The sequence below is a fragment of the Mesorhizobium sp. C416B genome, from assembly GCF_030323165.1.
GTDB lineage: Bacteria > Pseudomonadota > Alphaproteobacteria > Rhizobiales > Rhizobiaceae > Mesorhizobium.
Map to the genome: position 1 here is coordinate 4,757,339 of NZ_CP100471.1, position 25,486 is coordinate 4,782,824.

The 25,486-nt window shown below is 62.8% G+C and carries 21 protein-coding genes; 11 read left to right on the plus strand and 10 right to left on the minus strand.

Translation table 11 applies throughout. The annotated features are described in order from the left end of the window. Positions 1-141: 141 nt before the first annotated feature. From NLY43_RS23220 to NLY43_RS23235, 4 genes are all read right to left on the minus strand, one after another. Positions 142-3,105, minus strand: coding sequence for a caspase family protein (locus tag NLY43_RS23220; RefSeq protein ID WP_245264025.1), 2,964 nt, complete (start codon positions 3,103-3,105; stop codon positions 142-144). 72 nt (positions 3,106-3,177) lie between these two features. After that, the gene (locus NLY43_RS23225; protein WP_023712320.1) at positions 3,178-3,891 is read right to left on the minus strand and encodes a DUF4760 domain-containing protein; all 714 of its coding nucleotides are present in this window, start codon (positions 3,889-3,891) and stop codon (positions 3,178-3,180) included. Beyond that, entirely contained in the window at positions 3,888-4,280 is a 393-nt protein-coding gene (locus tag NLY43_RS23230; protein WP_027049727.1) for a hypothetical protein, read from the minus strand. The genes NLY43_RS23225 and NLY43_RS23230 overlap by 4 nt, the downstream gene beginning before the upstream one ends. 89 nt (positions 4,281-4,369) lie before the next feature. Next, positions 4,370-6,589: a caspase family protein gene (locus tag NLY43_RS23235; protein WP_023691987.1), complete on the minus strand. Its 2,220-nt coding sequence runs from the start codon at positions 6,587-6,589 to the stop codon at positions 4,370-4,372. A gap of 295 nt (positions 6,590-6,884) precedes the next feature. Between NLY43_RS23235 and NLY43_RS23240 the strand changes: the two genes are divergently transcribed. Next, complete coding sequence (locus NLY43_RS23240; RefSeq protein ID WP_023669789.1) at positions 6,885-7,289, plus strand: Fur family transcriptional regulator; 405 nt, start codon at positions 6,885-6,887, stop codon at positions 7,287-7,289. A 204-nt stretch (positions 7,290-7,493) separates the two neighbouring features. On the opposite strand, the gene polA is transcribed toward NLY43_RS23240, so the two are convergent. After that, positions 7,494-10,421: a DNA polymerase I gene (gene polA / locus NLY43_RS23245; protein ID WP_286458702.1), complete on the minus strand. Its 2,928-nt coding sequence runs from the start codon at positions 10,419-10,421 to the stop codon at positions 7,494-7,496. 444 nt (positions 10,422-10,865) lie between these two features. Between polA and NLY43_RS23250 the strand changes: the two genes are divergently transcribed. The 5 genes from NLY43_RS23250 (at position 10,866) to NLY43_RS23270 (ending at position 13,822) form a co-directional block, all read left to right on the plus strand. Then, positions 10,866-12,251, plus strand: a complete 1,386-nt coding sequence (locus NLY43_RS23250; protein WP_023712323.1) for a M20/M25/M40 family metallo-hydrolase — start codon at positions 10,866-10,868, stop codon at positions 12,249-12,251. Between the two features lie 77 nt (positions 12,252-12,328). Continuing rightward, positions 12,329-12,949 carry a ribonuclease D gene (locus NLY43_RS23255; RefSeq protein ID WP_023698188.1) on the plus strand — a complete coding sequence of 207 codons (621 nt, stop codon included), beginning with the start codon at positions 12,329-12,331 and terminating at the stop codon, positions 12,947-12,949. A gap of 81 nt (positions 12,950-13,030) precedes the next feature. Beyond that, positions 13,031-13,237 (plus strand): hypothetical protein, encoded by a 207-nt coding sequence (locus NLY43_RS23260; RefSeq protein ID WP_023683046.1) that lies wholly within the window; start codon positions 13,031-13,033, stop codon positions 13,235-13,237. Between the two features lie 105 nt (positions 13,238-13,342). Further along, positions 13,343-13,597: a GlsB/YeaQ/YmgE family stress response membrane protein gene (locus tag NLY43_RS23265; RefSeq protein WP_023704219.1), complete on the plus strand. Its 255-nt coding sequence runs from the start codon at positions 13,343-13,345 to the stop codon at positions 13,595-13,597. A 78-nt stretch (positions 13,598-13,675) separates the two neighbouring features. Further along, positions 13,676-13,822: a hypothetical protein gene (locus NLY43_RS23270; protein WP_023686592.1), complete on the plus strand. Its 147-nt coding sequence runs from the start codon at positions 13,676-13,678 to the stop codon at positions 13,820-13,822. Positions 13,823-14,138: 316 nt separating this feature from the next. On the opposite strand, the gene NLY43_RS23275 is transcribed toward NLY43_RS23270, so the two are convergent. Beyond that, a complete protein-coding gene (locus tag NLY43_RS23275; RefSeq protein WP_023713440.1) occupies positions 14,139-15,590 on the minus strand; it encodes an ATP-binding protein in 1,452 nt (483 codons plus the stop codon). Positions 15,591-15,834: 244 nt separating this feature from the next. Here NLY43_RS23275 and NLY43_RS23280 point away from each other — a divergent pair, with 244 nt between their 5' ends. Both NLY43_RS23280 and NLY43_RS23285 read left to right on the plus strand, forming a co-directional pair. Beyond that, positions 15,835-18,111, plus strand: coding sequence for a transglycosylase domain-containing protein (locus tag NLY43_RS23280; RefSeq protein WP_023712326.1), 2,277 nt, complete (start codon positions 15,835-15,837; stop codon positions 18,109-18,111). 130 nt (positions 18,112-18,241) lie between these two features. Further along, positions 18,242-18,994, plus strand: a complete 753-nt coding sequence (locus NLY43_RS23285; RefSeq protein WP_023669777.1) for an SDR family NAD(P)-dependent oxidoreductase — start codon at positions 18,242-18,244, stop codon at positions 18,992-18,994. A gap of 15 nt (positions 18,995-19,009) precedes the next feature. Here the strand turns inward: NLY43_RS23285 and NLY43_RS23290 are convergent, their stop codons facing one another. Further along, complete coding sequence (locus NLY43_RS23290) at positions 19,010-19,930, minus strand: zinc-binding dehydrogenase (RefSeq protein WP_023712327.1); 921 nt, start codon at positions 19,928-19,930, stop codon at positions 19,010-19,012. A 111-nt stretch (positions 19,931-20,041) separates the two neighbouring features. On the opposite strand from NLY43_RS23290, the gene NLY43_RS23295 reads away from it, so the two are divergent. Further along, positions 20,042-20,851, plus strand: a complete 810-nt coding sequence (locus NLY43_RS23295; RefSeq protein WP_023712328.1) for an AraC family transcriptional regulator — start codon at positions 20,042-20,044, stop codon at positions 20,849-20,851. A gap of 21 nt (positions 20,852-20,872) precedes the next feature. Here the strand turns inward: NLY43_RS23295 and NLY43_RS23300 are convergent, their stop codons facing one another. The 3 genes from NLY43_RS23300 to NLY43_RS23310 all read right to left on the minus strand — a co-directional run bounded on the left by NLY43_RS23300 (position 20,873) and on the right by NLY43_RS23310 (position 23,720). Next, complete coding sequence (locus NLY43_RS23300) at positions 20,873-22,663, minus strand: cation:proton antiporter domain-containing protein (protein ID WP_023700118.1); 1,791 nt, start codon at positions 22,661-22,663, stop codon at positions 20,873-20,875. Between the two features lie 184 nt (positions 22,664-22,847). Continuing rightward, the gene (locus NLY43_RS23305; protein ID WP_023700117.1) at positions 22,848-23,300 is read right to left on the minus strand and encodes a baeRF12 domain-containing protein; all 453 of its coding nucleotides are present in this window, start codon (positions 23,298-23,300) and stop codon (positions 22,848-22,850) included. A gap of 165 nt (positions 23,301-23,465) precedes the next feature. Continuing rightward, complete coding sequence (locus NLY43_RS23310) at positions 23,466-23,720, minus strand: hypothetical protein (protein WP_155929519.1); 255 nt, start codon at positions 23,718-23,720, stop codon at positions 23,466-23,468. Between NLY43_RS23310 and cysG the strand changes: the two genes are divergently transcribed. Both cysG and NLY43_RS23320 read left to right on the plus strand, forming a co-directional pair. Beyond that, positions 23,719-25,170, plus strand: a complete 1,452-nt coding sequence (cysG, locus tag NLY43_RS23315) for a siroheme synthase CysG (protein WP_023713439.1) — start codon at positions 23,719-23,721, stop codon at positions 25,168-25,170. The two genes, NLY43_RS23310 and cysG, sit on opposite strands and share 2 nt — an antisense overlap. Next, positions 25,167-25,460 carry a DUF2849 domain-containing protein gene (locus NLY43_RS23320; RefSeq protein WP_023691980.1) on the plus strand — a complete coding sequence of 98 codons (294 nt, stop codon included), beginning with the start codon at positions 25,167-25,169 and terminating at the stop codon, positions 25,458-25,460. Before cysG ends, NLY43_RS23320 begins: the two co-directional genes overlap by 4 nt. Positions 25,461-25,486: the final 26 nt, after the last annotated feature.

A 25,486-nucleotide genomic window follows, 5' to 3' on the forward strand; every position in this document is an offset into this window, starting at 1 on the left:
CAAGGGGGGAGATTGGATGTCGCCTCGACTTTCGCCAATCATCAACCTTGAAAATAGATCTCCAGCGATGAAGAGACTGATCTCCCCCCTTGCGGGGGAGATGGCCGGCAGGCCAGAGGGGGGTGCCTGGGTGCCGACCTCTCACGGCTCAGCCAGCACAATGTTCTCCACGCCGCCGACATAGTAGAACGGCTTCTGCTTGGACGCGGTCAGCCGCAGCACTTCGCGCGAAATGTAGTCGGCGAGGCCGAACAGCGTCACGCCGCCGTCGGAGGTCTTGGCCCGGCCGCGCAGGCCTTCGAGGATCGAATAGGTGAAGACGCCATGGCCGAGCTCGGGCAGTTCGGCGGCGGTGTTGTTGGCAGCGGTGGCCGAGAAGACGATGATGCGTGCGTTCTGCGCGTCTTTTTCCAGGCGCGGGTTGAAGGCGTTGGCGGCGTGGCAGGTGTCGAGCAGCATGAAGCGCATGCCCTTGGCCCGCTCAACCGATTTCTGGATGTCGCCCCAGTCGACCAGCGAGGAGCGCTTCCAGCGGTCGGCATCCTGTTTGCGGCCGTCCGTGGGGATGAAATAATAATCTTCGTCGATGTTGATGCCGTGACCGGCGACGAAAATGATGGTGGTGTCGTTCTCGCCGGGTCTGTCGAGAAAGTCGGCGAGCTGGTCGTCGATCGTGTCGGAATCCGGTTCCAAGATGGTGTCGGCGCTGGCGACCTTGAACACGTCCTTGCCGGAATCGGGCGCCTCATCCAGCGCTTCGCGGTTGACCAGAACCAGCGTCTCCATCGCCGAAAACAAGGGCGCGGATTTCTGCGAGATCACCTTGAGGAATTCGGTGGCGTCATCGACGGGATAGCGCAGATCGCAGGCGTGGCCGGCGCATGCATCGGTGAGGAAAGGATATTTGTCGACGCCGATCACGGCGACGTAGAGCTTGCCCTTGTTGGCGGGCTTTTCGGTTTTCCTGCCAAGTGCTGTGACACTGCGCTCGGTCAGATAGCCGAACTCGTTGGTGCCGGTGATGCGAATGGTATTTTCGCCATTCTCGACCGGCACTTCGACGATGGTGCTCTTGCCGCCATCGATTGACCGAGCGGTGACATCGCCGACATTGCGGCTGTCCGACAGGATCGAAAATCCGGCGACATCGGCGCCGGCTTCCTGCGCGCCCGAAATCTCGACGGCGACATAGCCCTCGCGGACGTTGCTCTGGTCGGCGGCAAGCTTGATGCCGAATTCCGGCGGTTTGCGCTCGAGCAGCTTTTCCAGCTCGCGGTCGACGCCGGGGCGCATTTCCTGGACCGCCTGTTCGGCGCTGCGCAGGATGATGGCCCGGCGCACCATTTCCGGGCTCCAGAGATATTTCTTCAGCTGGCCGGCGCTGATGAAACGCCCTTCGTGGTCGCGACCCTGATTGACGTGCCAGCCTATCAACTTGTCGCCGTCGGCGGAGGAATAATAGTAGCCCTGCGGCATCCAGGCGATCCATTCGGAACCGGCGAAGAACATCGACACGATCAGTTTGTGGCTCTTCAAATTCCACAACCGCACGGTCTGGTCGGCGCTGCCGGTGACCAACAGCCCTTCCTTCTCGGCGGCAACCATGGCGTTGATCTCGCCGGTGTGGCCGGTGAATTCACCCGATACATCGGCGGTCGCGGTTTTGTATTCCAACAGCGTGCCGTCGCTGCCGCCGGTGATCAGGCCAAGCCCATTGCCGATCAGCGTGTAAGCCGAATGGACGAAGCCATTGGTGGCGGCATTCTCGATGCTGTGCATCACCTTTCCGCCGCTCGCGATTTCGAGCACGGCATTCTCCAGGCCGTCCTTGCCGCCGGGGGCAGCACGGAGCGACCACTCACCCTGTGCGAGTGCCGCGCGGGCATAGGCGCCCTGTTCCGCCAACGCCACCGGGTCTTCGAAGAACCGCTCGGCCGTCGGTAGTGCCAGTACCTTGTCCAGCGTGCCCTGCAGCTCGGGACAGGACACGCGTTCAGGGCAGGGGTTGGTGTTGCCCCAAGCGATGGAGTTGCTCGCCGCATCGATCCCGATCGCCGTCACGGGTTCGCCGACCCCTTGCAGCAGCGCCTTGCGCTCGCCGGTCATGGGGTTCCAGACCTGGATGCCGTTGCGGGTGCCGCCGGCTGTCGCCACCAGCGAACCGTCGGCATTGCCGGCGCCAGCAAAGACCGTGCCGTCATGGCCGTTATAGTCGAGCAGTTGCTCGCCGCTGTCGGTATTCCAGACCACCGAGCGATGCTTGTCGGCGCAGTGGTAGCTGCATGACGCAACAAGCCGCGAACCCGTGGCGAAGCTCAGAGCGCCGATCTGGAAATCCTGCTTCGGCATGGCGCGGACGAATTTGCCCGTGCTGGCCTGCCAGAGCTGGACGTCGCCGTCCTTGCTGCCGGTGGCGAACAGGCTGCCATCCAATGACACGGCGAGTGCGGCGACGCCGACATCGCGCAGCGGCTCGGCCTCGGCGGGCAAAGGAATTTCCTCGGCCTTGGCGACGTCCCAGAGCCGGATGCCGTTGTCGGTGGTCGTCGCTGCCAGCCGGGTTCCCGCAGCGGCGAAGGCGAGCTTTTCCACACGCCAGGAATCGGCATCGAATTTTTCCGCCAGCGTCCAGCCCGACGCGGATTTGTCGTCCGCCCGCCAGAGGTAGACGAAACCATCGCCACCGCCGGCGGCGAGCGTGTTTCCGTCGGGTGAAAAGGCGACATCATAAATGGCATAGTCGGCGGCCTTGAGCACGGTTTTGATCTTGCCGGTGGCGAAATCGAACAGCCTGATATCGCCATAAGGGGGCTTGTCGCCGATGCCGGCGCCGAAATAACCGCCGGCGGCGATCGTCTTGCCATCCGGCGACACGGCGATCGCAAAGACCTTGCCGTCATTGCCATTGCCAAGATAGCCGCGGATGGTGCGGAGCGTCACCCCGCTCTGCCAGTCCCAGATGCGGATGGTCTTGTCGTCAGATGCGGAGACCAGTTCCTCGCCGTCCGGCGTGAAGGCAAGGTCGGTGACCCTGGCGCTGTGGCCGCCGGTGTTGAGATCGAGGTGGAAATCGAGGTCCTCGGCACCGGCCGTTGACGTTAACACCAGAAGACCGACCAGGATTAGCCACCGGATAGCACGCAAGGGATGGGAGCTGCCCGGCACCTTGTTGCGCCGCTATTTGGAGTCGGTGGGCGGCGGCGACCCGTGACGCACATAATTCTCGATCGCCTGGGCATAATTGGCGGAACCGGCCTTGCGTTCTTTTTCGATGTAGCCGGCAAAATAGCTCCAGAACGACACCGCATAGTCGCGGAAATAGGCATCGGCGACATCGCGCGAACAGAGCTTGCCCTCGACGCAGATCGAGAGACGATTGAGGAAATAGACGATGCGATCGAAATTGTCGTTGAAGTCGGCGATCGGCATGGTGCCGCCGCCGGCAGTCATGGCCTCGATCCCGATGCGTTGCCGAAACACTTGTTCCTCGGTCGGCGACGGCGTGGCGCTGAGCAGATTGTCGTATTTGGCGTTGAGTGCCGACAGGCGCTCCTTGAGCGCGCGTTGCGCCTGCTGAAAATCCTTGCTTTCCCAGAGCTCGACCAGCGACATCGTCTGCTCGACGCGCTTCTGTTCCTGGTTTGCCAGAAACTGGAAGACCGAGAAGCCCAGGGTGAAGATGATCGCCAGGCGCACGGCGAGACCCGACCAGGCGTAGATCAGCATGCGCCAGTCGCGGTCGGTGAACGGGTTGGCTTCCTTCTTGATCTCGTGACTGCTCGGCCACGGAAAGCCTTCGGTGGTTTCGGGCAAGGTCGCCGGCTTCTTGGCCGGTGCCGGCGCCGATGTGGCCGGCGATTTTTGCGTTGCAGTGCCCCCCGGCTTTTTCACCCGCAGCTGTCCAGTTGGATAATGGCGGTGGGATCGAGCACGATGCCAGGTGTCTCTAGCTTCTTTTTCAGGCAATCGAGCTGCGTGCGCGAAATCATGAACTGCACGTCCGGTTCGGCAGCCGCCTTGCTGGGTGACGGCAAGGGCTCGACCACGCCGCGCGAGGCGCAGCTGGAGAGATCGACGACAACGGCCGTGTTGCCGGTCTTGGCGATCTGGTCGTACTGGTCGAGAAAGCAGGTGGCGAGCTCGGAATTGGTGACGATCTGCTTGGCGCACAGGCCGCAATTCTCGTCCGCCGAGGCGCTGGCAACCAGCAACAGGCTGCCGGCAAGGCCGACCGTCGCTGCACGCCAGGAGAGCACGGGGATAGTCACTGATGTCCTCATCTGTTGCATCCAGCCGCGGCGCATAGAAGTGTCGCGAGCCGGGAATGTTCCTATATCACGCCGGCAAGAGCCGGCGAAGCGATGTCAGGTCAGGCGCGGGGCACCGTCTCCATCGGGAAGATCATCACCGCGCCTTTGGGACCGCTCTTGTCGGCAAGCCGCATCACCGAGCGCGTCGCCGGCGCCATGCCGATGTCGGCCAGCATGTCGGAAAAACCAGGCGTTCCCGATGCGGCACGCGTCACGGCGCGCACGCCTTCCTGGGCAAGAAAGCTCAGGTCCTCTTTCTCGCTCTGCGGCGGCGCCTCGGTCAGCACGGCAATCATGCGCTCCATGCCGAAGCTGGTGTCGGTGAAGGCGAGCAGCCCTTCCTTCAGGCCCTGATCGGCCTGCTGGTTGATCGGCGCCAGCCGCTCGGCGACGATGTGGGTGATCGAATAGTCGCTGCCGATATAGAGCACGTTGATGTCGACGAACTCGTCGGACTCGTTCCTGGCCGCAATGTGTACCTGATCGCCCGGCGAAACGCGCGGCACCGTCGAGGATTCGATCGGCTCCAGCACATCGCTGTCCTGGCGCTTGATCAGGAACTGGACGCTGACCTCGTCCGGCCGGTAGTCGGACGCCGCGGCGAGCCGCGACAGGCCGGTGGCGCGGAAGATCGTGGTCAGGGTCTTGGCTGTGTTTTCCGCAAGCTTGTCGCGGCCATCCTGATGGATGACGATGCGCGGCGGCTTGCTGCCGTCCTTCAAGCTGATGTCGCCGGACGCCGGCAGGAACCACAGCGCCGGTTCGTCGCTGGCGTTGGCGGCAGCGCCGTCCATGGATTTTTCGCGCAGCACCGCAAGCCGCAGATCGGCGCTCTTGCCGGGCTCGACCAGCGCGATGTGGAAGCCGGACTTCGGCTTCGCCACCAATTCGTCCAGAACCGAATTGACCAGCTCGGTTTCCTTTTCGAGCCCTGCGGTCGGCGCCGGCTTTGCCACCAGCAGCTTGTAGTCGACCGCGAGTTCGGCAACGCGCGCATAGGCGCCGGCGGGCACCGCCGTCGGCGCAAGCGCCGGCTTGCCGTCGAATTCGACCGGTGCGAGCTGGCATTCGAGGTTTTTTGCCGATTTCACTTCGAGATAGCCGACGGCGTCGGAGAGCTTCGACAGCGCCGAAGGCAAAATGGCGAGCTTGCTGCCGGGGGTCAGACCCTGCAGCAGCCCGGCGCCGATCGCGACATCGCCGTCCTTGACGGCAATCGGCCATTGCATGACGGCGTCGGTCTTGTCGGTGCCGAACACGCGGGCGTCCAGTTCGCCCTCGAACAGGGGCGTCGGCCTTGTGCGGCCGTCGGCCGAATATTGCTGCAGCACGGCCTGGCCGAGCTGGCGATAGGTGACGTTGGGGTTCTCGGCCAATTTCGACAGGATGGTGAAGGTGAACAGGCCGAAGCGCGGCGCGTCGGGCGTGCCCTTGGGCAGCGGCATTTCCGGCGTCGTCTCGACCGTCTGCGCGGCATAGAAGGCGACCAGCTTGCCCCTGGCGATCGGCTCTGCGCCGGTCGGCGTCAGGTTGAAGGCCGGCTTGCGGCCGCCATTCTCGTCGAAACCGCGCGATGCGCTTGCCGAGATGTCGTCATAGGCCTTCACCGCGGCTGCTCTCGCCGCGTCGTCGCCGCCGACGAGGTCGGCGAACTCGACCTTGCGCTCCAGTTCGTCATCGACTTCCGCGGCGCGCGTCGCGGTGCCGGAATGGCAGCAGTCGAACACCACCCAGACAAAGGCGCCCTTGTCGCGGATGGCGTCGAGTGCGGCGCCGACCTCGTTGTCGACCAGCGCGTTCGGCACGCCCTCTTCGCGGTTGATCCATTTGTCGATATCGGACGGCAGGAAAATCTCGTCGAGGCCGTCGGTCTCGTCACCGGCCTTGGCTTGCGGCTGCTGGGCGCCGTGGCCCGACAGATGCAGATAGACGAAATCGTCGCGTTGCACCTTGCCGGCGAGGTCGGCAAGAGCGGCCTTGATCGCCGCATGCGTCGGCGGGCCGTTGGCGCCTTCGACGTCCTTGGCGAGCAGGATCACGTTCTCGGCCGAGAACTTCACCGGATCGGGCGTGTTCTTCAGGAGATAGTCGCGCACTAGGCCGGCATCGTTCTTCGGCCCGATCAGCCAGTTCTTCTGCGGCAGGTTCGGATAGTCGGTGCAGGCAACCAGCAGCGCGTGATAGGTGCGCGAGGCGGCGAGGGCGCGGAACGAGACCGTACCGGCAGCCACAAGCGCCGACGTGCCGACGAGCAGCGTCCGTCGTGTCAGTTTGATCATAATTGCTTCCCCAAGCCCGATCGAATTTGCAAGTGCGGCACCTTTCGTCGCGAATTTTGTCAGTATTTTGAATGTGGTCGGTGCCGTCAATCGGCGGTGGTGGTCATGGTGTCGATGGCGATAACGGAAACAGTGGCAAAAAGCCCGCTTCATCGCTATCTCAAGGGAATTGAGACCGTCGCATGGCAGAAATGATTTGCGAGCGGCGCTGGATCAAACAGATAGAACATGATGTCGTCCGAGAACCGCTCCACACTTTTCGGCATCATGCTCTAAACGATCGGAAAACGGGATCATGGCGGCAAGGGATGTGCTGACGAAGAATCAGCTGAGCGTGCTCGAAAAGCTCGAGGCCGCCAGCGGACCGCTCAGCGCCTATACGCTTCTCGACCAGCTGCGCGAGCGCGGTTTCCGCGCGCCGCTACAGGTTTACCGGGCGCTCGACAGCCTGGTGAAGTCAGGCTTCGTGCACCGGTTGGAAAGCCTCAACTCCTTCGTCGCCTGCGCCGAACCGCACGACCATACGCATTCGATGACAGCCTTCGCTATCTGCGACACATGCGGGCAGGTGATGGAGATGTCCGACCATGACGTCGACCATCGGCTGGACGAATGGGTGCGCTCGACCGGGTTTGCTGCGAAGAAGGCGGTGATCGAGTTTCGAGGGACGTGTGCCAAGTGCCTGGCTGAGGCTGCCTAACGTTTCGACGCTGGCGGGACAGCACCCCCCTCTGTCCTGCCGGACATCTCCCCCGCAAGGGGGGAGATTGGCAGTTCAAGCGCTGCGCCCATTGCAGCAACGTCGGAGATTGGCGAAACCGGAAGTGGCGGCTGATCTCCCCCCTTGCGGGGGAGATGCCCGGCAGGGCAGAGGGGGGTGTGAAGGATCGCGGCGTATCCGGCGCTAATGCGCCTCGTCCCAGTTGTTCGCTGCGCGGGCATCGACATGCAGCGGCACCGACATCGAGATGGCCGGCATCGGCGCGTTCTCCATCACCCTGCGCACCACGGGGATCGTCGCCTCGACTTCCGCTTCAACCGTCTCGAAGATCAATTCGTCATGCACCTGCAAGAGCATGCGGGCGGACAGGCCGGCCTTTTCCAGCGCCTCGTCCATATGCACCATGGCGCGGCGGATGATATCGGCAGCGGTGCCTTGCAGCCTGGCGTTGATCGAGGCGCGCTCGTTGAAGGCACGGATCGACGGGTTTGACGACCGGATCTCAGGATAGTGGATGCGGCGGCCGAAGATGGTTTCGACGAAGCCATGCTCGCGGGCATAGGCTTTTGTTGCCTCGATATAGTCGCGGATGCCGGGGAAACGCTCGAAGTATTTCTTGATGTAGGCGCCGGCCTCCTCGCGCGGGATCGACAGCTGGTTGGCCAGCCCAAAGGCCGAGATGCCGTAGATGATGCCGAAATTGATTGCCTTGGCGCGGCGGCGCACTTCGGAAGGCATGCCTTCGACCGGCACGTTGAACATTTCCGAGGCGGTGATGGCGTGGATGTCGGCGCCATCGGCGAAGGCCTGCTTCAACTGCGGGATCTCGGCGACGTGGGCAAGCACGCGCAGTTCGATCTGGCTGTAGTCGGCCGAGACCAGTTTCTGGCCCTTGTCGGCGATGAAGGCCGTCCTGATCTTGCGTCCCTCCGCGGTGCGCACCGGGATGTTCTGCAGATTGGGATCGGAGGAGGACAGCCGGCCCGTCGTCGTTGCGGCCAGCGCATACGATGTGTGCACGCGCCTGGTGTCGGGATGGATGAAGCCGGGCAGCGCGTCGGTGTAGGTCGATTTCAGCTTGGTCAGCTGACGCCAGTCGACGATCTTGCGCGGCAGTTCGTGGCCTTCGGCGGCGAGGTCTTCCAGAAGCTGCGCGGAGGTCGACCATTGCCCGGTCTTGGTCTTGGAGCCGCCGGGCAGGCCCATGCGGCCGAACAGGATGTCGCCGAGTTGCTTTGGCGACCCGATGTTGATGCGCTCGCCGACAAGGCCGTAGATTTCCTCTTCCAGCCGTGCGGCGCCTTGCGCCAGCTCGCCGGAGAGCCGCGACAGGATCTGGCGGTCGACTGAGATGCCGCGCTGTTCCATCCGCGCCAGCACCGGCACCAGCGGCCGTTCCAGCCGCTCATAGACCGAAACCAGGCCCTTGGCGGCAAGTCGCGGCTTCAGCACCTGCCATAGCCGCAGCGCTACGTCGGCATGGCCGGCGGCGTAGGCGGTCGCCCGGTCGATGTCGACCTGCTCGAACCCGACCGAGCTTCTGCCGGAACCGGCGAGATCCTTGAGCGGCGTCGTGGCATGGCCGAGCCATTTGTCGGCAAGCGAGGACAAAGTGTGGTGGCCGGTGCCGGCGTCGAGCACATAGGAAATCAACATCGTGTCGTCGAAGGGTGCGATATCGATGCCGTGGCGGCTCATGACGACGATGTCGTATTTGGCGTCCTGGGCGATCTTGAGCACCGATTTGTCTTCCAGCAACGGCTTCAGCAGCGCCAGCGCCTCGCGGACCGGAATCTGGTTCTCCAGCGTGCCGCCGCCGAGCAGGTCGCCGGCGCCGCTCTTGTGGGCGAGCGGCACATAGGCGGCGCGGCCGGGGCCGATCGCGAGGGAGAAACCGATGAGGTCGGCCAGCATCGGATCGGAAGACGTGGTTTCGGTGTCGAAGGCGACGGTTCCGGTCTCCTTGGCTTGGGCCAGCCAGGTCTTGAGCGTTGCCGTGTCGCGGATGGCGACATAGGCGGCAGGATCGATTTTGGCCGCGGCGGCCGTTTCCAGGCGAAGTGCGGCAAGCAGCGAAGGCGCGTCCCCGGCCCTGGCGGTTTCGGATTTGGCTTCATCCTGTGTTGCCGCAGGCACCGGTGTGCCGGAGCCGACATCGGGGCCGTGCGCGGTGTCGGCGCGCTCGACGGTGACTGCGACAGCCTGCACATCGCCGGCTTCGGTGCTGGTCGCCTCGGCCACACGGCGGGTCAGCGAGGTGAATTCCATGGTTTTGAGAAAGCCGATCAGCTTCGGCCCATCCGGCGCATGCAGCACGAAATCGTCGAGCCCGTCGGTCACCGGCACGTCGTTCTTCAGCGTCACCAGCTGGCGCGATATGCGCGCCTTGTCGGCATTGGCGATGATGGATTCGCGCCTCTTGTCCTGCTTGATCTCGCTGGCCCGGGCGAGCAGCCCGTCAAGGTCGCCGAACTGTTCCAGAAGCTGCGCCGCCGTTTTCGGCCCGATGCCGGGTACGCCCGGCACATTGTCGACGGAGTCGCCGGTCAGCGCCTGCAGGTCGATCATCTTTTCCGGCGGCACGCCCCATTTGTCGATGACTTCGGGGATGCCGATCTGGCGGTCCTTCATCGGGTCGTACATGCCGACCGTGGGTCCGACCAGCTGCATCAGATCCTTGTCGGAGGAGATGATAGTGGTGTCGCCGCCGGCCTCGCACGCCAGCCTGGCATAGGTGGCGATGAGGTCGTCGGCCTCGTAGCCTTCGATCTCGATGCAAGGCAGGTTGAAGGCCACGGTTGCCTGGCGGATCAGACCGAATTGCGGGATCAGGTCTTCGGGCGGCGCGTTGCGGTTTGCCTTGTATTCCGGGTAGAGATCGTTGCGGAAGGTTTTCGACGAATAATCGAAAATGACCGCTAAATGCGTCGGCACGATGCCTACATCGGTGTTGCGGGCGTCCTGCATCAGCTTCCACAACATGTTGCAGAAGCCGGAGACCGCGCCGACCGGCAGCCCATCGGATTTGCGGGTCAGCGGCGGCAGCGCATGATAGGCGCGAAAGATGTAGCCGGAGCCGTCGATAAGGAAGAGATGGTCGCCTTTTTTCATGCCGGCAGGGATAGCGCGCCGGGACGGCGCGGTCCATGGCAAAGGCGGGCTTCCAACAGGTGTTGCGGCGACATGCTGACAGAGCCTGCCTGCCAATAGGCCCTGCTGCTGTTTGCCTCGGCGCTCACGGCTATGTTACAAAAGTGTAATTTTTGTGCCCTTGAAACGCCACGATCCGAGACACAAATAAAGGTCATCGGCAGTTTTCGCCGAGTCCGGAGCAAGGCCCGTCCCCCGCCTATCCCGGACAATTGCGGCAGCCTATCCCCCCTCTCCGGGCTGCCGCATCGTTTCGAGTAAAAGACCGCCGTGGTTCCCCTCCACCACGGCGGTTCTTTTTTGCCTTCTGACAAGTGTTTACGGTCCGTGGTCCAACGATCGCGGGCTTTTCGTTTTGATGCGCTGCCTTTACGGTCCCGGCACCGAAAAGAAAGGCCCGCAGTAATGTCCACTATTTCCTCCGTCCTAGACCGTCTCGATAAAAATCTCGACCATAGCCTGGAGCGCCTGTTCGGCCTGCTTCGCATCAAGTCGATCTCCACCGATTCAGACTATGCCGCCGACTGCCGCAAGGCCGCCGAATGGCTGGTGGCGGACCTCAAGCTGATCGGCTTCGACGCTTCGGTGCGCGACACGCCGGGACACCCGATGGTGGTTGCGCACCATGAAGGCCCCGCCGGTTCGCCGCATGTGCTGTTTTACGGCCATTACGACGTGCAGCCGGTCGATCCGATCGAGCTTTGGGAGAACGACCCGTTTGCGCCGGCGGTCAAGGAGATCGAGCCCGGTCACAAGGTAATCACCGGCCGTGGCTCGGCCGACGACAAGGGGCAGCTGATGACCTTCGTCGAGGCCTGCCGCGCCTGGAAGCAGGTGCATGGCAATCTGCCCTGCCGCATCACCATCCTGTTCGAGGGCGAGGAGGAGTCCGGTTCGCCGTCGCTCAAGCCGTTCCTCGAGGCCAATGCCGATGAGCTCAAGGCCGATTTCGCTCTGGTCTGCGACACCGGCATGTGGGACCGCGAAACGCCGTCGATCTGCGTTTCGCTGCGCGGAATGGTCGGCGAGGAGGTCACGGTCAAGGCTGCCGATCGCGACCTGCATTCGGGCCTCTATGGCGGCGCCGCCGCCAACCCGATCCGCATCCTGGCGAAAATCCTCGCCGACATCCATGACGAGAACGGCCACATCACCATTCCCGGCTTCTATGACGGGGTCGAGGAAACGCCGTCGCAGATCCTGAAATCATGGGAAACTCTGGGCGAGACCGCCGAAACCTTCCTCGGACCGATCGGCCTCTCGATCCCGTCGGGCGAAAAAGGCCGCTCGGTGATGGAACTGACCTGGGCGCGGCCGACGGCCGAGTTCAACGGCATCATCGGCGGCTATACCGGCAAGGGGTTCAAGACGGTGATCGCGGCGGAAGCGTCGTCCAAAATCTCCTTCCGCCTCGTCCACAAGCAGGACCCCGAGAAGATCCGCGCCGCTTTCCGGAAATTCGTCAAGGCGCGCATTCCCGGGGACTGTTCGGTCGAATTCCACCCGCATGGCGGCGGGCCGGCAATTCAGCTTTCCTACGACTCGCCATTCCTGGCCAAGGCCAAGACTGCGCTGTCGGATGAATGGCCGAAGCCAGCGGTGACGACGGGCAGCGGCGGCTCGATACCGGTGGTCGGCGACTTCCAGACCTATCTCGGCATGGAATCGCTGCTGGTCGGGTTCGGCCTCGACGACGACCGCATCCACTCGCCCAACGAGAAATACGAGCTGACCTCCTTCCACAAGGGCCAGCGCTCCTGGGCGCGCATTCTCGATGCGCTGACACGCTGAGGAGGCTGGGAAGTTTTCTTGTTGATTTTTCAGCGGATCGCGGCGAGGACGAGTTACGCCGCGATCCGGAGACAACCATGCCCGACATCCGCTTCCACAAGAACGATCTGCCCGACCTCGCCCACTACAATGTCGACGCGGTGGCCATCGATACCGAGACGCTGGGGTTGAACCCGCACCGCGACCGGCTGTGCGTGGTGCAGATCTCTCCGGGCGATGGCTCCGCCGACGTGATCCAGATCGCGCCCGGCCAGAAGAAAGCGCCGAACCTCGTCAGCCTGCTCCGCAACCGCGGCATATCGAAACTGTTCCACTACGGCCGTTTCGACCTCGCCGTGCTGTACAATGCCTTCGGCGTCATGCCGGAGCCGGTGTTCTGCACCAAGATCGCCTCGCGGCTGACCCGCACCTATACCGACCGGCACGGCTTGAAGGACATCTGCTTCGAACTGCTCGGCGTCGGCCTGTCGAAGGCGCAGCAATCGTCGGACTGGGCGGCCGAGACCCTGTCGCCCGAACAGCTCGAATATGCCGCTTCCGACGTTCTCTATCTGCACCGTCTGCGCGAGGTGCTGGCTGGACGCCTGGCGCGGGACGGGCGCACCAAGGAAGCCGACGCCTGCTTCCGCTTCCTGCCGACGCGTGCCAAGCTCGATTTGATGGGTTGGGACGAAGAGGATATTTTTGCCCACAGCTGATGGCCTTCGGATAACGCTTCCGGCAGCCTTGGAACCAGACACGCGTCGTGGCGTTTCTGTCGACTCAATGAGGGGGATGACGTGGCAGACCGCAAACCGATAGCGACCGCCCCGACGGATGGGTCCAAGGTCACTGTTCTGTGGAAGGACGGCGCCGGCGTCGTCAGCGAATCCGTCGGGCAATATCGCGACGGCGCCTGGTGGGTCTACACCGACAGCGATACCCAGAAAAAGGTCGACCCGACCAGCTGGCGGCCAGTCTCCAGCGACGATGACGACGATCAATGAGCGCCGCTGGCGGGTGCAACTGCTTTCGCATAGCCTGAAGTGGTTGATATCGAGGCCGATTCGGGGCCTTCCGCTCCGTAGCCTCTCTTCCTGGAGGAACGCGTCATGGGCATCGAAAGCCTTCTCATCTTCATCATAATCGGCGCCATTGCCGGCTGGCTCGCCGGCCTCATCGTCTCGGGCTTCGGCTTCGGCCTCATCGGCAACATCATCGTCGGCATTATCGGCGCCCTGATCGCCGGCTGGCTATTTCCAAGGCTCGGCTTCGCTATCGGCGGCGGCATTCTGGCTGCCATCATCAACGCAACGATCGGCGCCGTCATCCTGCTGGTGCTGGTCAAGGTTCTGAAGCGAGCGTGACGCTCGAAGTTTTTACTTAACGCAATTCCTCAGCGGAAAGCCTGCGCTTTCCTGGAATTGCTCCAAAAGGAGCGCGCCGTGAAACAGAACACTCTCTATCTCCTTGTCGGCGCGCTCGTTGTCGTGGTCATCGCGCTCGGTGCATATGTCTATCACGAACAGACCAAGCCCAAGGGCGTCGAACTGAAGATCGACGACAAGGGCATCTCGATCCAGCAGAATTGAGCATTTCGGGCTAGTCTAGCGCTCGACTTCCGCAGCAGGCTATCCGCGCTAATGCGCCGTGCGGAGGCAGCTAGACGCTTCGTGCGCGGCAGCGGATTTAGAAATTCTTAAGGAATTTCAAAAGGGTGCATAAACCCTGCTTTCAACGCGCCCTTAGAGGTAAGTGCTTGAAATTGTCTTGAGGGTCGTTACCGCGTAAACTGCGCAACATACCCTGAAGAACACTGCCACGTAGACTTGGGGGTGCCCTCGGTATACGATTTATCGACTTGAAAATGCTGATTTTTTCAGGATTTGCAGCGAACGAATTACATAACTAAGCCCAGTATGGAACGTATCTAGCTGTGCGGTTGCCTTGGTCGGGGTCGATAGGCCTTATGACCCCTGCTACAATGGCATCTGCTATCACAATTGACACTTGAGGGTACTGCCTTTCGGCCAACCCAAAGCGAACTCTAAGCGACGCATTTCGCAGATGGTCACCAGATTCGCGCAGGAGACACGCGTGCTGATAGCAAGCGCGAATGCGCTCTTCTTTTGTCAGTTGAGCAAAGGGCCTTGGCCCGTAAACGGTTACTACCGTCGAGTCCTCAACTATCTCAAAGCTTGGCGGCGGCAAGTTGCCTCGCTCGATCGCGGTCAAGGCTCGGTCCACTCCACTGCCGCGTGATTCGCACAAGCCCATGCGCCGCATCAGATTAGCAAGCTTGGAGTTTCGAGACCGGGGTGGAGCGTCAATGAAACGATCGGGGTCAATAAGTGGTTTGCCGGCGTTTATTATCCGTAATCGGTCAGAGTAGATCTCAATCATTGGGCCGGCGCCCTGAGCCATCAAGTCCTGATGGATCAACGCATTCGCGACTAGCTCACGGATTGCGTCTTCAGGAATGTCGTATACCGTCTGCCTCACGCCATGTACCTGTTGTTCCTTGTGAGGAATTCTCGACATGATGTGGCGAAGCATTGCTGAGAACGACACCCCATAACCGAATTTTCCAGTTGTATCGGTCAGTGCGTCAAGCTTGTTTTTCCCTTTATAGGTTACGACGCGGGGTGATTTGTCACCGACTGTTGGCCAGTCTTGCAAGTTTTCCGAGGCGACGATTGCCAAAAGATTTGTGGCGTCTAAGCCGCCTTGCATATTATCTCTAACGAGATGTTCTTTCAGAAGCTGGTCTTTAACGCTGGAATCTCTCGCGGTCGGTTGGTCGAGCAATTCGAACAGCTTACCTATGCGAAACCGCTTCTGTATATCTTCGATAGACAGGTTCGGCCCCGCGATTGCGTCTTCAAAGGAATAACGGGAAGCGATTGCCCAAATGCTCTTCTCGCGTTCCGGATATTCATTCAGCGGCTTGAGCGAGGAATCTACACGAACATAGGCCTTGCCCTGAAAGCGCACTGGCTGATTATACCCAGGGTCTATCACGAGGATTTGCACTCTTTTGCCGTCGTAGTCGACATCGAAGACTTGAACAGAAATTCGAGGGGAAAGGCCTTTCGATAACCAAACCAGAAAGCTTTCAGAGCCGACCTTGGCTGCATTCGCGTCAACGGTCGTTCCGACGACCTCGTGCGATTTGTCTTCTACTCCAAACACTAGGTAAGCGTGTTCTTTGTCATTGAGGATAGCACTGTTTGCGAGTGCGGATACATATCTGCCGACCGTGTCCGGATTGAAGTTGTTGACCTTGAACTCAAACCATTCGGTCTCCGCTGGCATGGATCGCAAATGATCAACCAACTTGCGCGGATCAACTATTTTCACGCGCAACCCTCCGTCCTGGCCATTCCCTTGGCAACCTCAACTTGCAACCCTAGCTTACCTCGCTTCGCGCAGTTGAAGCCCATCTACTCAACCATCATTTTCAAAAGCCGACAATCGGGGTTCGCTTTCAGAAATTCTTAAGGAATTTCAAAAGGGTGCATAAACCCTGCTTTAACGCGCCCTTAAACCGCCGCATCTACCCTCCAACCCGAGCGCCATTGGCACCGGGAAGACAGCGCAACGCATGGCGAGCCGCAGAGACAGTCGCATCGAGCCCAGCTTCGAGGGATCGCGTCCAGCGAAATCCCAGGACGGGTTTTCGGTGAACGAGGAGGATCGCGTCGTGCCGGGCAATCGCAAATCATCTTCGGCGCGCAAAACCTCCAAGGCAAAATCATCGTCACGCGGCAAGCGAGGCAAAGCCCGGCGCGGCCTTTTCGGCGTGATGGCCCGGATGTTCTACTGGTGCTTCGTGCTCTGCATCTGGGGCGGCATCGCGGTGGCCGGCATTGTCGTCTATTACGGCGCCAAGATGCCGGCGGCGACCACCTGGTCGATCCCCGACCGTGCCCCCAACATCAAGATCGTCTCGGTCGACGGGCAACTGCTTGCCAACCGTGGCATGAGCGGCGGGGAGGCGGTCGGCCTGCACGAAATGTCGCCTTATATTCCCGAAGCCGTCATCGCCATCGAGGACCGCCGCTTCTATTCGCATTTCGGCATCGACCCGATCGGCCTGTCGCGCGCCATGGTGACCAATGTTCTGGGCCGGCGTTTCTCGCAGGGCGGCTCGACGCTGACCCAGCAGCTGGCCAAGAACCTGTTCCTGAAGCCCGACCGCACGCTGGAGCGCAAGGTGCAGGAGGTACTGCTGGCGCTGTGGCTGGAGCACAAGCATACCAAGGACCAGATCCTCGAAATGTACCTCAACCGGGTCTATTTCGGCTCGGGCGCCTATGGCGTCGAGGCGGCCTCGCGCCGCTATTTCGGCAAGAGCGCGCGCGATGTCACACTTTCGGAGGCGGCCCTTCTCGCCGGCCTCTTGAAGGCGCCGTCGCGGCTGTCGCCGGCGCGGGATCCGAAGGCGGCGGAGGAGCGCTCGCAGCTGGTGCTGGCCGCCATGCGCGACGAAGGCAAGATCAGCGCCAAGGAACTGGCCTCGGCGATGAGCGCGCCGGCAACGCGCGCGCCATCCTATTGGACCGGCTCGGAAAACTATGTCGCCGACACCATCATGGAAGAATTGCCCGATTTGATTGGTGACGTGCGCAGCGACATCGTCGTCGACACCACCGTCGACCTCAACCTGCAGAAGCTCGCCGAACAGTCGATCCGCCGGCTGATCGACGAGAGCGGCAAGAAGCTCAATGTCAGCCAAGGCGCGCTGGTCTCGATCGACAATTCCGGCGCCGTGCGCGCCATGGTCGGCGGCTACGACTATTCGACCAGCCAGTTCGACCGCGCCTCCGAAGCACGCCGCCAGCCGGGCTCGGCGTTCAAGCCGTTCGTCTATATGGCCGCGCTGGAAGCCGGCCGCACGCCCGACAGCGTGCGCAACGACGCACCGATCAAGATCGGCAAGTGGACACCGGACAATTACGGCGGCAAGTATTTCGGCAAGGTGACGTTGGCGACCGCTTTGGCGAAGTCGCTGAATTCCGTCGCCGCACAGCTGACCATGGAAGTCGGGCCCGACGCCGTGGTCGAGGCGGCGCACCGTATGGGCATTCAGTCCGATCTGATCGCCAACACCTCGATCGCGCTCGGCACTTCGGAGGTGACGCCGCTGGAGCTGACATCGGCCTATGTGCCGTTCGCCAATGGCGGCTACAAGCCCGACATCCATTTCATCCGCCGCATCACCACGACCGAAGGCAAGGTGCTCTATGACGACAATGGCGGCAGCGCGCCGCGCGTCGTCAAGCAGAACATTGTCGGCATGATGAACTCGATGATGACCGGCACGGTCGAGATCGGCACGGCGAAGAAGGCGGCCTTCGCCTGGCCGTCTGCCGGCAAGACCGGAACCAGCCAGAATTCGCGCGACGCCTGGTTCGTCGGTTACACCGCAAACCTCACCACCGGCGTATGGTTCGGCAATGATGACGGCACGCCGATGAAGAAGGTCACCGGTGGCGCGCTGCCGGCACAGGCCTGGCACGAATTCATGGTGGCGGCGCATGAAGGCGTGCCGGTCAGGCCGCTGCCCGGGACCTGGAAATCGACGCCGCCCGACACCATCGTGCCCGACGATATTCCGTCAGTCGATAACAATCAGGCGGCGCCGTTGCCTGCCGTGGCCGTCAGCCGTTCGGAGCCTGCTGCCGCGCCGGCACCTGCTGCTGTACCCGCACAAGCACCGGTCCGCCGTCCGGCCGAAACGGTCGATGCCGACGGCTTCGACATGCCGGGCGACGGCGGCACCACGGCCTCGATCAAGCACCCGGTACCGCCGGGCAGCGTCGGCGGCCCGGCCAAGAAGCGGAAAACCTCAATCCTGGATATTCTCGGCGGCGGCTGAGCGGCTCGTCATTCTGGCTTCAAACCAATGGCGAGCTGGCAATCCGTTCCTCATATGAGAGCTGAGTTGACAATTCGGCCTCTCGCCACCTCCGCCGCATTCGGCTACATCTCCGGCCGGAGTGACAGACATGGCTGAGACCGACACCAGAAAAACCATCGTGCTGACCGGAGCCAGCCGCGGCATCGGCCATGCCACGGTCAAGCGCTTTTCGCGTGAGGGCTGGCGGGTCATCACCTGTTCGCGCCAGGCTTTTGCCGAGGATTGCCCGTGGCCGGCCGGCCCAGAGGACCACATCAAGGTCGATCTCGCCGACCAGGAGGATGTCGGCATCGCCGTCTCGGAGATCCGTCACCGGCTGGAAGCGCATGGCGGGCAATTGCACGCGCTGGTCAACAATGCCGGCATTTCGCCGAAGCTCAAGGACGGCAACAGCCGCATGGATTCGATCGACACGCCGATGCATGTCTGGCGCGATGTGTTCCAGGTGAATTTCTTCGCGCCGATCATGCTCGCGCGGGGCCTCTTCAAGGAGCTTGCTGCAGCGAAAGGTTCGATCGTCAACGTCACCTCGATCGCCGGCACGCGCGTGCATCCTTTCGCCGGCACCGCCTATGCGACCTCGAAGGCGGCGCTCGGCTCGCTGACGCGCGAGATGGCGCATGATTTCGGCCCGCACGGCATCCGCGTCAATGCGATTGCGCCGGGCGAGATCGACACCGCGATCCTGTCGCCTGGCACCGACAAGATCGTCGAGACGATCCCACTCAGGCGCCTTGGCGCCACCTCGGAAGTCGCCGACATCATCTTCTTCCTGTGCTCGCAGCAGGCGTCCTATGTGACGGGCTCGGAAATCCACATCAATGGCGGCCAGCACGTCTGAGCACTGACAGACTGCTCATTCGGCGATGGTGAGAACAGCCTTGCCGCTGAAGCTGCGCTGTCGCAGGGCGTCCAGAGCCTGGGCGATGTCTGTCCACGGCACGGTCATGGACACACGGGTTTCCAGCCGGCCAGCCGCGACCAGAGCGAGCAGCGAGGCGATGTCCGCGCCAATGGCTGGACCGGATGTGTAGTAGGCGAAAGTCTGAAGCCTCGCTCCCTCATGGCCCGGAACGAACTGTCTGAAGCCAACCGGCGTGAGTTCGCCGCTGCTCGAACCGAACATGACGATGGTGCCGCCGGGGGCGACGCGGTCGATGGCATGGGCGAGGCTTTGGCCGCCGACCGACTCGGTGATCAGAGAGAATGGCCCTTCGGCCAGTTCGATCGACTCGACGACCTCGTGAGCACCAAGACCGCGGAGATCCTCGGCGTGCCGGGCGGCGGCGATTGCAATCACCGCGGCGCCTTGCTCGCGGGCGATCTGGATCTGGAAACGGCCGACCGCGCCGCTGGCGCCGGTGATCAACACCTGCTGTCCCGCGAGGTCGCCGCCATGGCGCAAGACCCTGAGAGCCGTCGTGCCCGCGACCGGAAGCGTGGCGGCGGACCCGAAGCTGACCTCGTCCGGGATGACGGCGAGGCGGTCGGTCGGAACGGCGACCTGTTCGGCCCAGCCGGCCTCGTCGACCAAAGCCACAACCCGGGCGCCGACGGCAGGCCCGGAGCCATCGGCTGCCGCCCGCTTGATTACTCCAACCACGTCCTGGCCAGGTATCCAGCCTTCCGGGCGTATGGTGAGCAGGCGCAATTCACCGCGGTTCAAGGAGGTTGCGTGGACGCAGACAAGCGCTTCGTTGGGGAGGGGCCGAGGGTCCTCGACCTCGGCGAGACTGATCCGGGTGATGCTCTCGGGAGAGATGACAAGCGCGCGCATGGGAAGCCTTCCTGCCGGTTTGTGACATGCCAGCCACGAACCAGAGTCTATCGACTCCCCGCATCAAAGAATTTAGCTATCACGGCGAATAGTCGCTAAAAGCCATCAATCATGAGGCAGCCGCTCCGCTACCCCTGGGTCAATTTCGATGTCGATGATGTGCAGGCACCTGCGATTGCCGTGCGCGTCGATGTCACCGAAACCAAAGCGGAAGTCGCCGCCCATTGGCACCGCAAGGGCCAGCTCGTCTTCGCGCTCGGCGGTGGCGTCACTTGCCGCGTCCCGAGCGGCCTGTGGATGGTGCCGCCGCATTGCGGTGTGTGGATTCCTGGCAGTATGGAACACAGCAACATCGCGACCGCCAATGCGCGGATCTTCTTCGTCTATATCGAGCCGGGAGCCGCCGATCTGCCGGACCGGTGCTGCACGCTGTCGATCTCGCCATTGTTGCGCGAACTGATCATCGAGCTGGCCGATCGCGTGGAGGAGGATGAGGCGAGGGACGTGCTGCTGACCACGATCCTGCTCTCCGAACTGCCGCGCATGCCGGTCCAGCAGCTGCATCTGCCGATCTCCGCCGAGCCGCACTTGCGGCGGATCGCCGAAGCGTTGGCGCAAGACCCTGCCGATCGCAGCACGCTTGCCGAGTGGGCCAACCGCGTCGCGCTCTCAGAAAGCAGTCTCGCCCGTCTTGTGGTGAAGGAGACCGGACTGAGCTTCGGCCGCTGGCGCCAGCAATTGCACCTGATCGTCGCCATAAGGGAGCTGGCCTCCGGTGCGAGTGTCCAGCAGGTTTCGGGCGATCTCGGCTACGCCTCCGTCACCGCCTTCATCACCATGTTCAAGAAAGCGCTCGGCAAGCCGCCGGCAAAGTATCTCGCCAGCGTCGCGCACAATGGCGGCTCCGCCTTCGTTGGATGATCGATGCGCCTGTGGCAAGCCTCAGGCCGGGGAGGGCTCAATGGCTTCGGGGCGCGGCATCCGCTTTTTCTCCAGCACTTCTTGCACGATGCCGCGGGCGATCTCGCGTTCGCCCATGATGACGGTGTCGGCGCCGAGGCCTTTGAGATGCTCGACCTCGGCATCGGAATGGGCCCTCGCTATGACGTTGATGCCGGGATTCGCGGCGCGTGCCCTGAGCACGATCTGCCCGGCCTCGAACGCGTTGGGGATGGCAAGGATCAAGCGTTTGGCCCCCTGCGGATTGGCGGCGGCAAACACGCCCCCATTGGCCGCATTGCCGGAGACGATTTCGACGCCGTCGTCTCTGAGCCTCGCCAGCGTCTTGTCGGCGTCCTCGATGACCAGGAACGGTAGCGATGCTTGTTTCAGCGCGGCACCGACCAGGCTGCCGACGCGGCCGTAGCCGATCAGGATGGTGTGGCCCGAAAGCGTTGTGCGTGGCGGTGGGCCATTCTCTTTTGCCGCGGCGGCCACCGAGGCCACTTGTCCGGGCTGCGTCGCCGGGCCGACCGGCTTGGCCTCTTCCGGTGGTGCTGCCTTGGCGGCGCGCGCGTCCAGCCACGGCTTCATCCAGTCGAGGGCAAGGAACATCAGCGGATTGACCAGGATCGACAGGATGGCGCCGGCAAGAATCAGGTCGCGTCCCTGTTGCGGCAACAGTTTCAGCCCGACGCCGAGCTCGGCCAGGATGAAGGAAAACTCCCCGATCTGCGCGAGGCTGGCCGAGATCATCAAGGCGGTTCCCAGCGGATAGCGGAAGGCGATGACGATGACGAAGGCGGCCAGCGACTTGCCGATGACGATGATGGCCAGCGTCGCCAGGATCGGCCAGCCATTGCTCATCAGGCTGAACGGATCGAACAGCATGCCGACCGAGACGAAGAACAGCACCGAGAAGGCGTCGCGCAGCGGCAGTGATTCCTCCGCCGCGCGGTGGCTGAGCTCGGATTCGCTCATGATCATGCCGGCGAAGAAGGCACCGAGCGCCAGCGAGACGCCGAACAGTTTGGCGGCGCCGAAGGCGACGCCGAGCGCGATCGCCAGCACCGCCAGCCGGAACAGTTCGCGCGAGCCGGTATGGGCGACGTAATGCAGGATCCACGGAATGACGCGGCGGCCAACCACCAGCATGACGATGACGAAGGCGACGACCTTGGCCAGCGTGAGGCCGACGACGCCCCAGATGCCGAAGCTGGCCGGCAGCGACAAAAGGCTCGCATGGTCATCGACCTGCGGCTGGCCGCCGAGCACGCCGGCCAACGCCGGCAAAAGCACCAGCGCCAGCACCATGGCGAGGTCCTCGACGATCAGCCAGCCGACGGCGATGCGGCCGCGCTCGGTCTCGATCAGCCGTCGCTCCTGCAACGCGCGCAACAGCACCACTGTGGACGCGACGGAAAGCGCCAGGCCGAAGACGAGGCCTGCCCCCATCGACCAGCCGAGCATCCAGGCAAGGCCGGCGCCCAGCGCGGTGGCAAAGCCGATCTGGACGATGGCGCCGGGTACGGCGATGGCGCGGACGGAGAGAAGATCCTTCAGCGAGAAATGCAGGCCGACGCCGAACATAAGCAGGATGACGCCGATTTCGGCCAGCTCATTGGCAAGACCGGCATCGGCGACGAAACCCGGCGTGTTCGGTCCAACCAGCACGCCGGCGACGAGATAGCCGACCAGCGGCGGGATGCGAAAACGGTTGGCGAGCGCCCCGAAGATGAATGCCAGCCCCAGACCGGCGACGATGGTGGCGATAAGGGGCGTGTCATGCGGCATTGTCTATGGAGCGCCTTTCGGGAAATGTCGGGTGTGCGCCGCCCGCAGCCGCCGCCTTTGCAATATGGTGGAGGGGGTGCGGGCGACGCAACCCGCGAGACGTAAATTGGTGGCCAGAGGCGCCGAAAAACGAAAGGCGCGCGCAGCGAAAACGCTGCGCGCGCGAATGATCTATGAGATAGCGTCAGGCTGCCTGCTGCAGCATGGCCTCGATGTCGATCAGCGGGCGGTTGGTCAGTGTCTTTGGGATCTCCGCCTGCACCTTGTCGGTGACTTCCTTGTGCAATTTCTTGCGCATGGTGCCGAGCACCAGCGGCGGCGCGACCAGCACGATGTCGTCGAAGATGCCGTGATGGGCGAGCTTGTAGAGCCGGTCCGCGATCTCTTCGGCAAAGCGTTCCTTGCCCTGCCGGTGCCAGTCGGTTTCCTCAACCGCGCTGCGATGCACGGAGGGGCCGTCATTGTAGCGGCCGGGACTGTCGCTGCCTTGTTCGCGCGTTGCCGGATTGTCCTGTTTCATCTCCTGGAAGAGCTGCAGGTTCGGATAGAGATTGTCGCCCTCGTTCTTCAGGAACAGCGCTTTCTCGCCATCGGCCACCATGACCAGAAGGCCATGTTTCAGGTTGATCTTGCTCATTTGCGGGCTCCTGTTTGAAGGTTCAAATCCAGCCGACGATTGTCTGTTACGGCAGGGGCAGAACGCGTGGCGAAGCGGGAACGTTCCACTTCGTTCGCCGAGATCGCACGCAGCCATATCGAGCCCGATCTATCGTCTATCGGAGCAATGTCCGAGGTGACGGCTTTAATCTACTAGATTGGTAGAATTTAGAAAAAATAATTTTGCAGCTTGGCCGGCTCCCGGATAAAAGAGCCGCAGAACAAAGCCTGCGGCAGCAGCTTGAATCCGCCTGATATGCGGATGTGGAATATTTTTCTCTTGGCCGTTTGGCTTGCGGAAAACCGATTGCCTCCCGTCAGGGGATGCGCGAGTGGGTTCCTTCAGCTTTTTCGCGTCCGCGCCTAAAACTGCCGAATTGTTCCGGAATCTGTTCGTCATGCCGCACGCCAATCCCAAGCTCACCGCGTTCCCGGTCTTCATGCGGGTCGAAGGCGAAGCCGTGGCCATCGTCGGCGGCGGAGGCGAAGCGTTGGCCAAGGCGCGGCTGCTTGATCAGTCAAGCGCTGTGCTTCGCATCATTGCCGATGTTGCCGACGCCGAATTGCTGAGCTTCATCGCCACGACCGGCGCCATCCGTATCGACGCCCCCTACGACGCCGCGCATCTCGAAGGCGCGGTCCTGGTGTTTGCCGCCAGCGGCGACGAGACGCTCGACCGCCGCGTCGCCCACGATGCGCGCCGCCTTGGCATTCCGGTCAATGCCGTCGACCGGCCGGAGCTATGCGATTTCTTCACCCCGGCGCTGGTCAACCGCGCCCCGGTCGCCATCGCCATCGGCACGGAAGGCGCGGGTCCGGTGCTGGCGCAGATGCTGCGCAGCCGCATCGACCGCATGCTGTCGCCGTCGCTCGGGCCGCTGGCAGCGCTTGCCGCCTCGTTCCGGGGTGCCGCCGAAAAGCTGCTGCCGAAAGGCAACGCCCGCCGCCAGTTCTGGAGCAGTTTTTTCCAGGGTGCACCGGCGCGCGCCGTCGAAGCCGGCGAGCTTTCGCAGGCGCATGACGCCGCCGCCGATCTGTTGCTGTCGAAGGCTCCGGCTTCGGGCCATATCGCGTTGGTTGGCGCCGGGCCAGGTGCTGAGGATCTTCTGACGCTGCGCGCGCATCGGCTTTTGATGGAAGCCGACGTCATCGTCTATGACGCGCTGGTGCCGGAGGCGATCGTCGCCATGGGCCGCCGCGACGCCGAGCGGCTGCCGGTCGGAAAACGCAAGGGATGCCACACCAAGAGCCAGGCCGAGATCAATGCGCTGCTGGTCGATCTCGGCAGGCAGGGCAAGCGCGTCGTGCGGCTGAAGTCGGGCGACCCGCTGGTGTTCGGCCGCGCCGGCGAGGAGATGGCCGCACTGCGCGATGCCGGCATCGCCTATGATGTAGTTCCCGGGGTCACCGCCGCCTTTGCCGCCGCCGCCGATTTCGAGCTGCCGCTGACGCTGCGCGGCGTCTCCTCGTCGATGGTGTTCACCACCGGCCATGATCTGAAGGGCAATTCGCTGCCGGATTGGGCCAAGCTCGCCATTTCCGGCGCCACCGTCGCCGTCTATATGGGCCGCTCGGTCGCCGCCGAAGTCGCCGGACGGCTGATCGAGGCCGGCCTGTCGCCGGACACGGCGGTTGCCGTGGTCGAGAATGCCAGCTTGCAGAACCGCCGCCGTTTCCACGGCACGCTGGCCGATTTGCCGTCGCTGGAAGAGCGCGCCGACCTGGCCGGTCCTGTGATGACCATCATCGGCGACGCGGTTGCCGGCGCCAACTTTGAACGTTCCGAGCCGCTTGCGGCACATAACTATGAGGGCGCCGCCAACGCGGCCGACGCAGAGGTCGAGCCATGAAGATACTGACCGCAAACCGCCTCTCCGACGGCATCGCCGTCTGGTACGCCGATGGCGGTTGGGCCGAGACGGTCGACCATGCCGACCTTGCCCATGACCAAGCGGCAGAGGACAGGCTGGAAGCAATCGGCGCCAAGGCCAACGCCAACAATCAGGTTGTCGACGTCAATCTGATCGACGCTGAAGTCGTCAATGGCATCGTCGTGCCGGTACGCTTGCGCGAAAAGATCCGCGCCGCCGGCCCGACCATCCGGGAAGATCTGGGCAAGCAGGCTGCGCGGGCAGCTTAACAAAATACGGGCGGACGCGCCCTGAA

Coding starts and splice junctions, on each gene's coding strand:
- NLY43_RS23255 (WP_023698188.1), top strand. CDS start 12,329: ATGCCCGACATCCGCTTCCACAAGAACGATCTGCCCGACCTCGCCCAC.
- NLY43_RS23285 (WP_023669777.1), top strand. CDS start 18,242: ATGGCTGAGACCGACACCAGAAAAACCATCGTGCTGACCGGAGCCAGC.
- NLY43_RS23310 (WP_155929519.1), bottom strand. CDS start 23,720: ATGACGAACAGATTCCGGAACAATTCGGCAGTTTTAGGCGCGGACGCG.
- NLY43_RS23250 (WP_023712323.1), top strand. CDS start 10,866: ATGTCCACTATTTCCTCCGTCCTAGACCGTCTCGATAAAAATCTCGAC.
- NLY43_RS23230 (WP_027049727.1), bottom strand. CDS start 4,280: ATGAGGACATCAGTGACTATCCCCGTGCTCTCCTGGCGTGCAGCGACG.
- NLY43_RS23295 (WP_023712328.1), top strand. CDS start 20,042: ATGAGGCAGCCGCTCCGCTACCCCTGGGTCAATTTCGATGTCGATGAT.
- cysG (WP_023713439.1), top strand. CDS start 23,719: ATGCCGCACGCCAATCCCAAGCTCACCGCGTTCCCGGTCTTCATGCGG.
- NLY43_RS23235 (WP_023691987.1), bottom strand. CDS start 6,589: ATGATCAAACTGACACGACGGACGCTGCTCGTCGGCACGTCGGCGCTT.
- NLY43_RS23240 (WP_023669789.1), top strand. CDS start 6,885: ATGGCGGCAAGGGATGTGCTGACGAAGAATCAGCTGAGCGTGCTCGAA.
- NLY43_RS23305 (WP_023700117.1), bottom strand. CDS start 23,300: ATGAGCAAGATCAACCTGAAACATGGCCTTCTGGTCATGGTGGCCGAT.
- NLY43_RS23290 (WP_023712327.1), bottom strand. CDS start 19,930: ATGCGCGCGCTTGTCATCTCTCCCGAGAGCATCACCCGGATCAGTCTC.
- NLY43_RS23320 (WP_023691980.1), top strand. CDS start 25,167: ATGAAGATACTGACCGCAAACCGCCTCTCCGACGGCATCGCCGTCTGG.
- polA (WP_286458702.1), bottom strand. CDS start 10,421: ATGAAAAAAGGCGACCATCTCTTCCTTATCGACGGCTCCGGCTACATC.
- NLY43_RS23280 (WP_023712326.1), top strand. CDS start 15,835: ATGGCGAGCCGCAGAGACAGTCGCATCGAGCCCAGCTTCGAGGGATCG.
- NLY43_RS23265 (WP_023704219.1), top strand. CDS start 13,343: ATGGGCATCGAAAGCCTTCTCATCTTCATCATAATCGGCGCCATTGCC.
- NLY43_RS23300 (WP_023700118.1), bottom strand. CDS start 22,663: ATGCCGCATGACACGCCCCTTATCGCCACCATCGTCGCCGGTCTGGGG.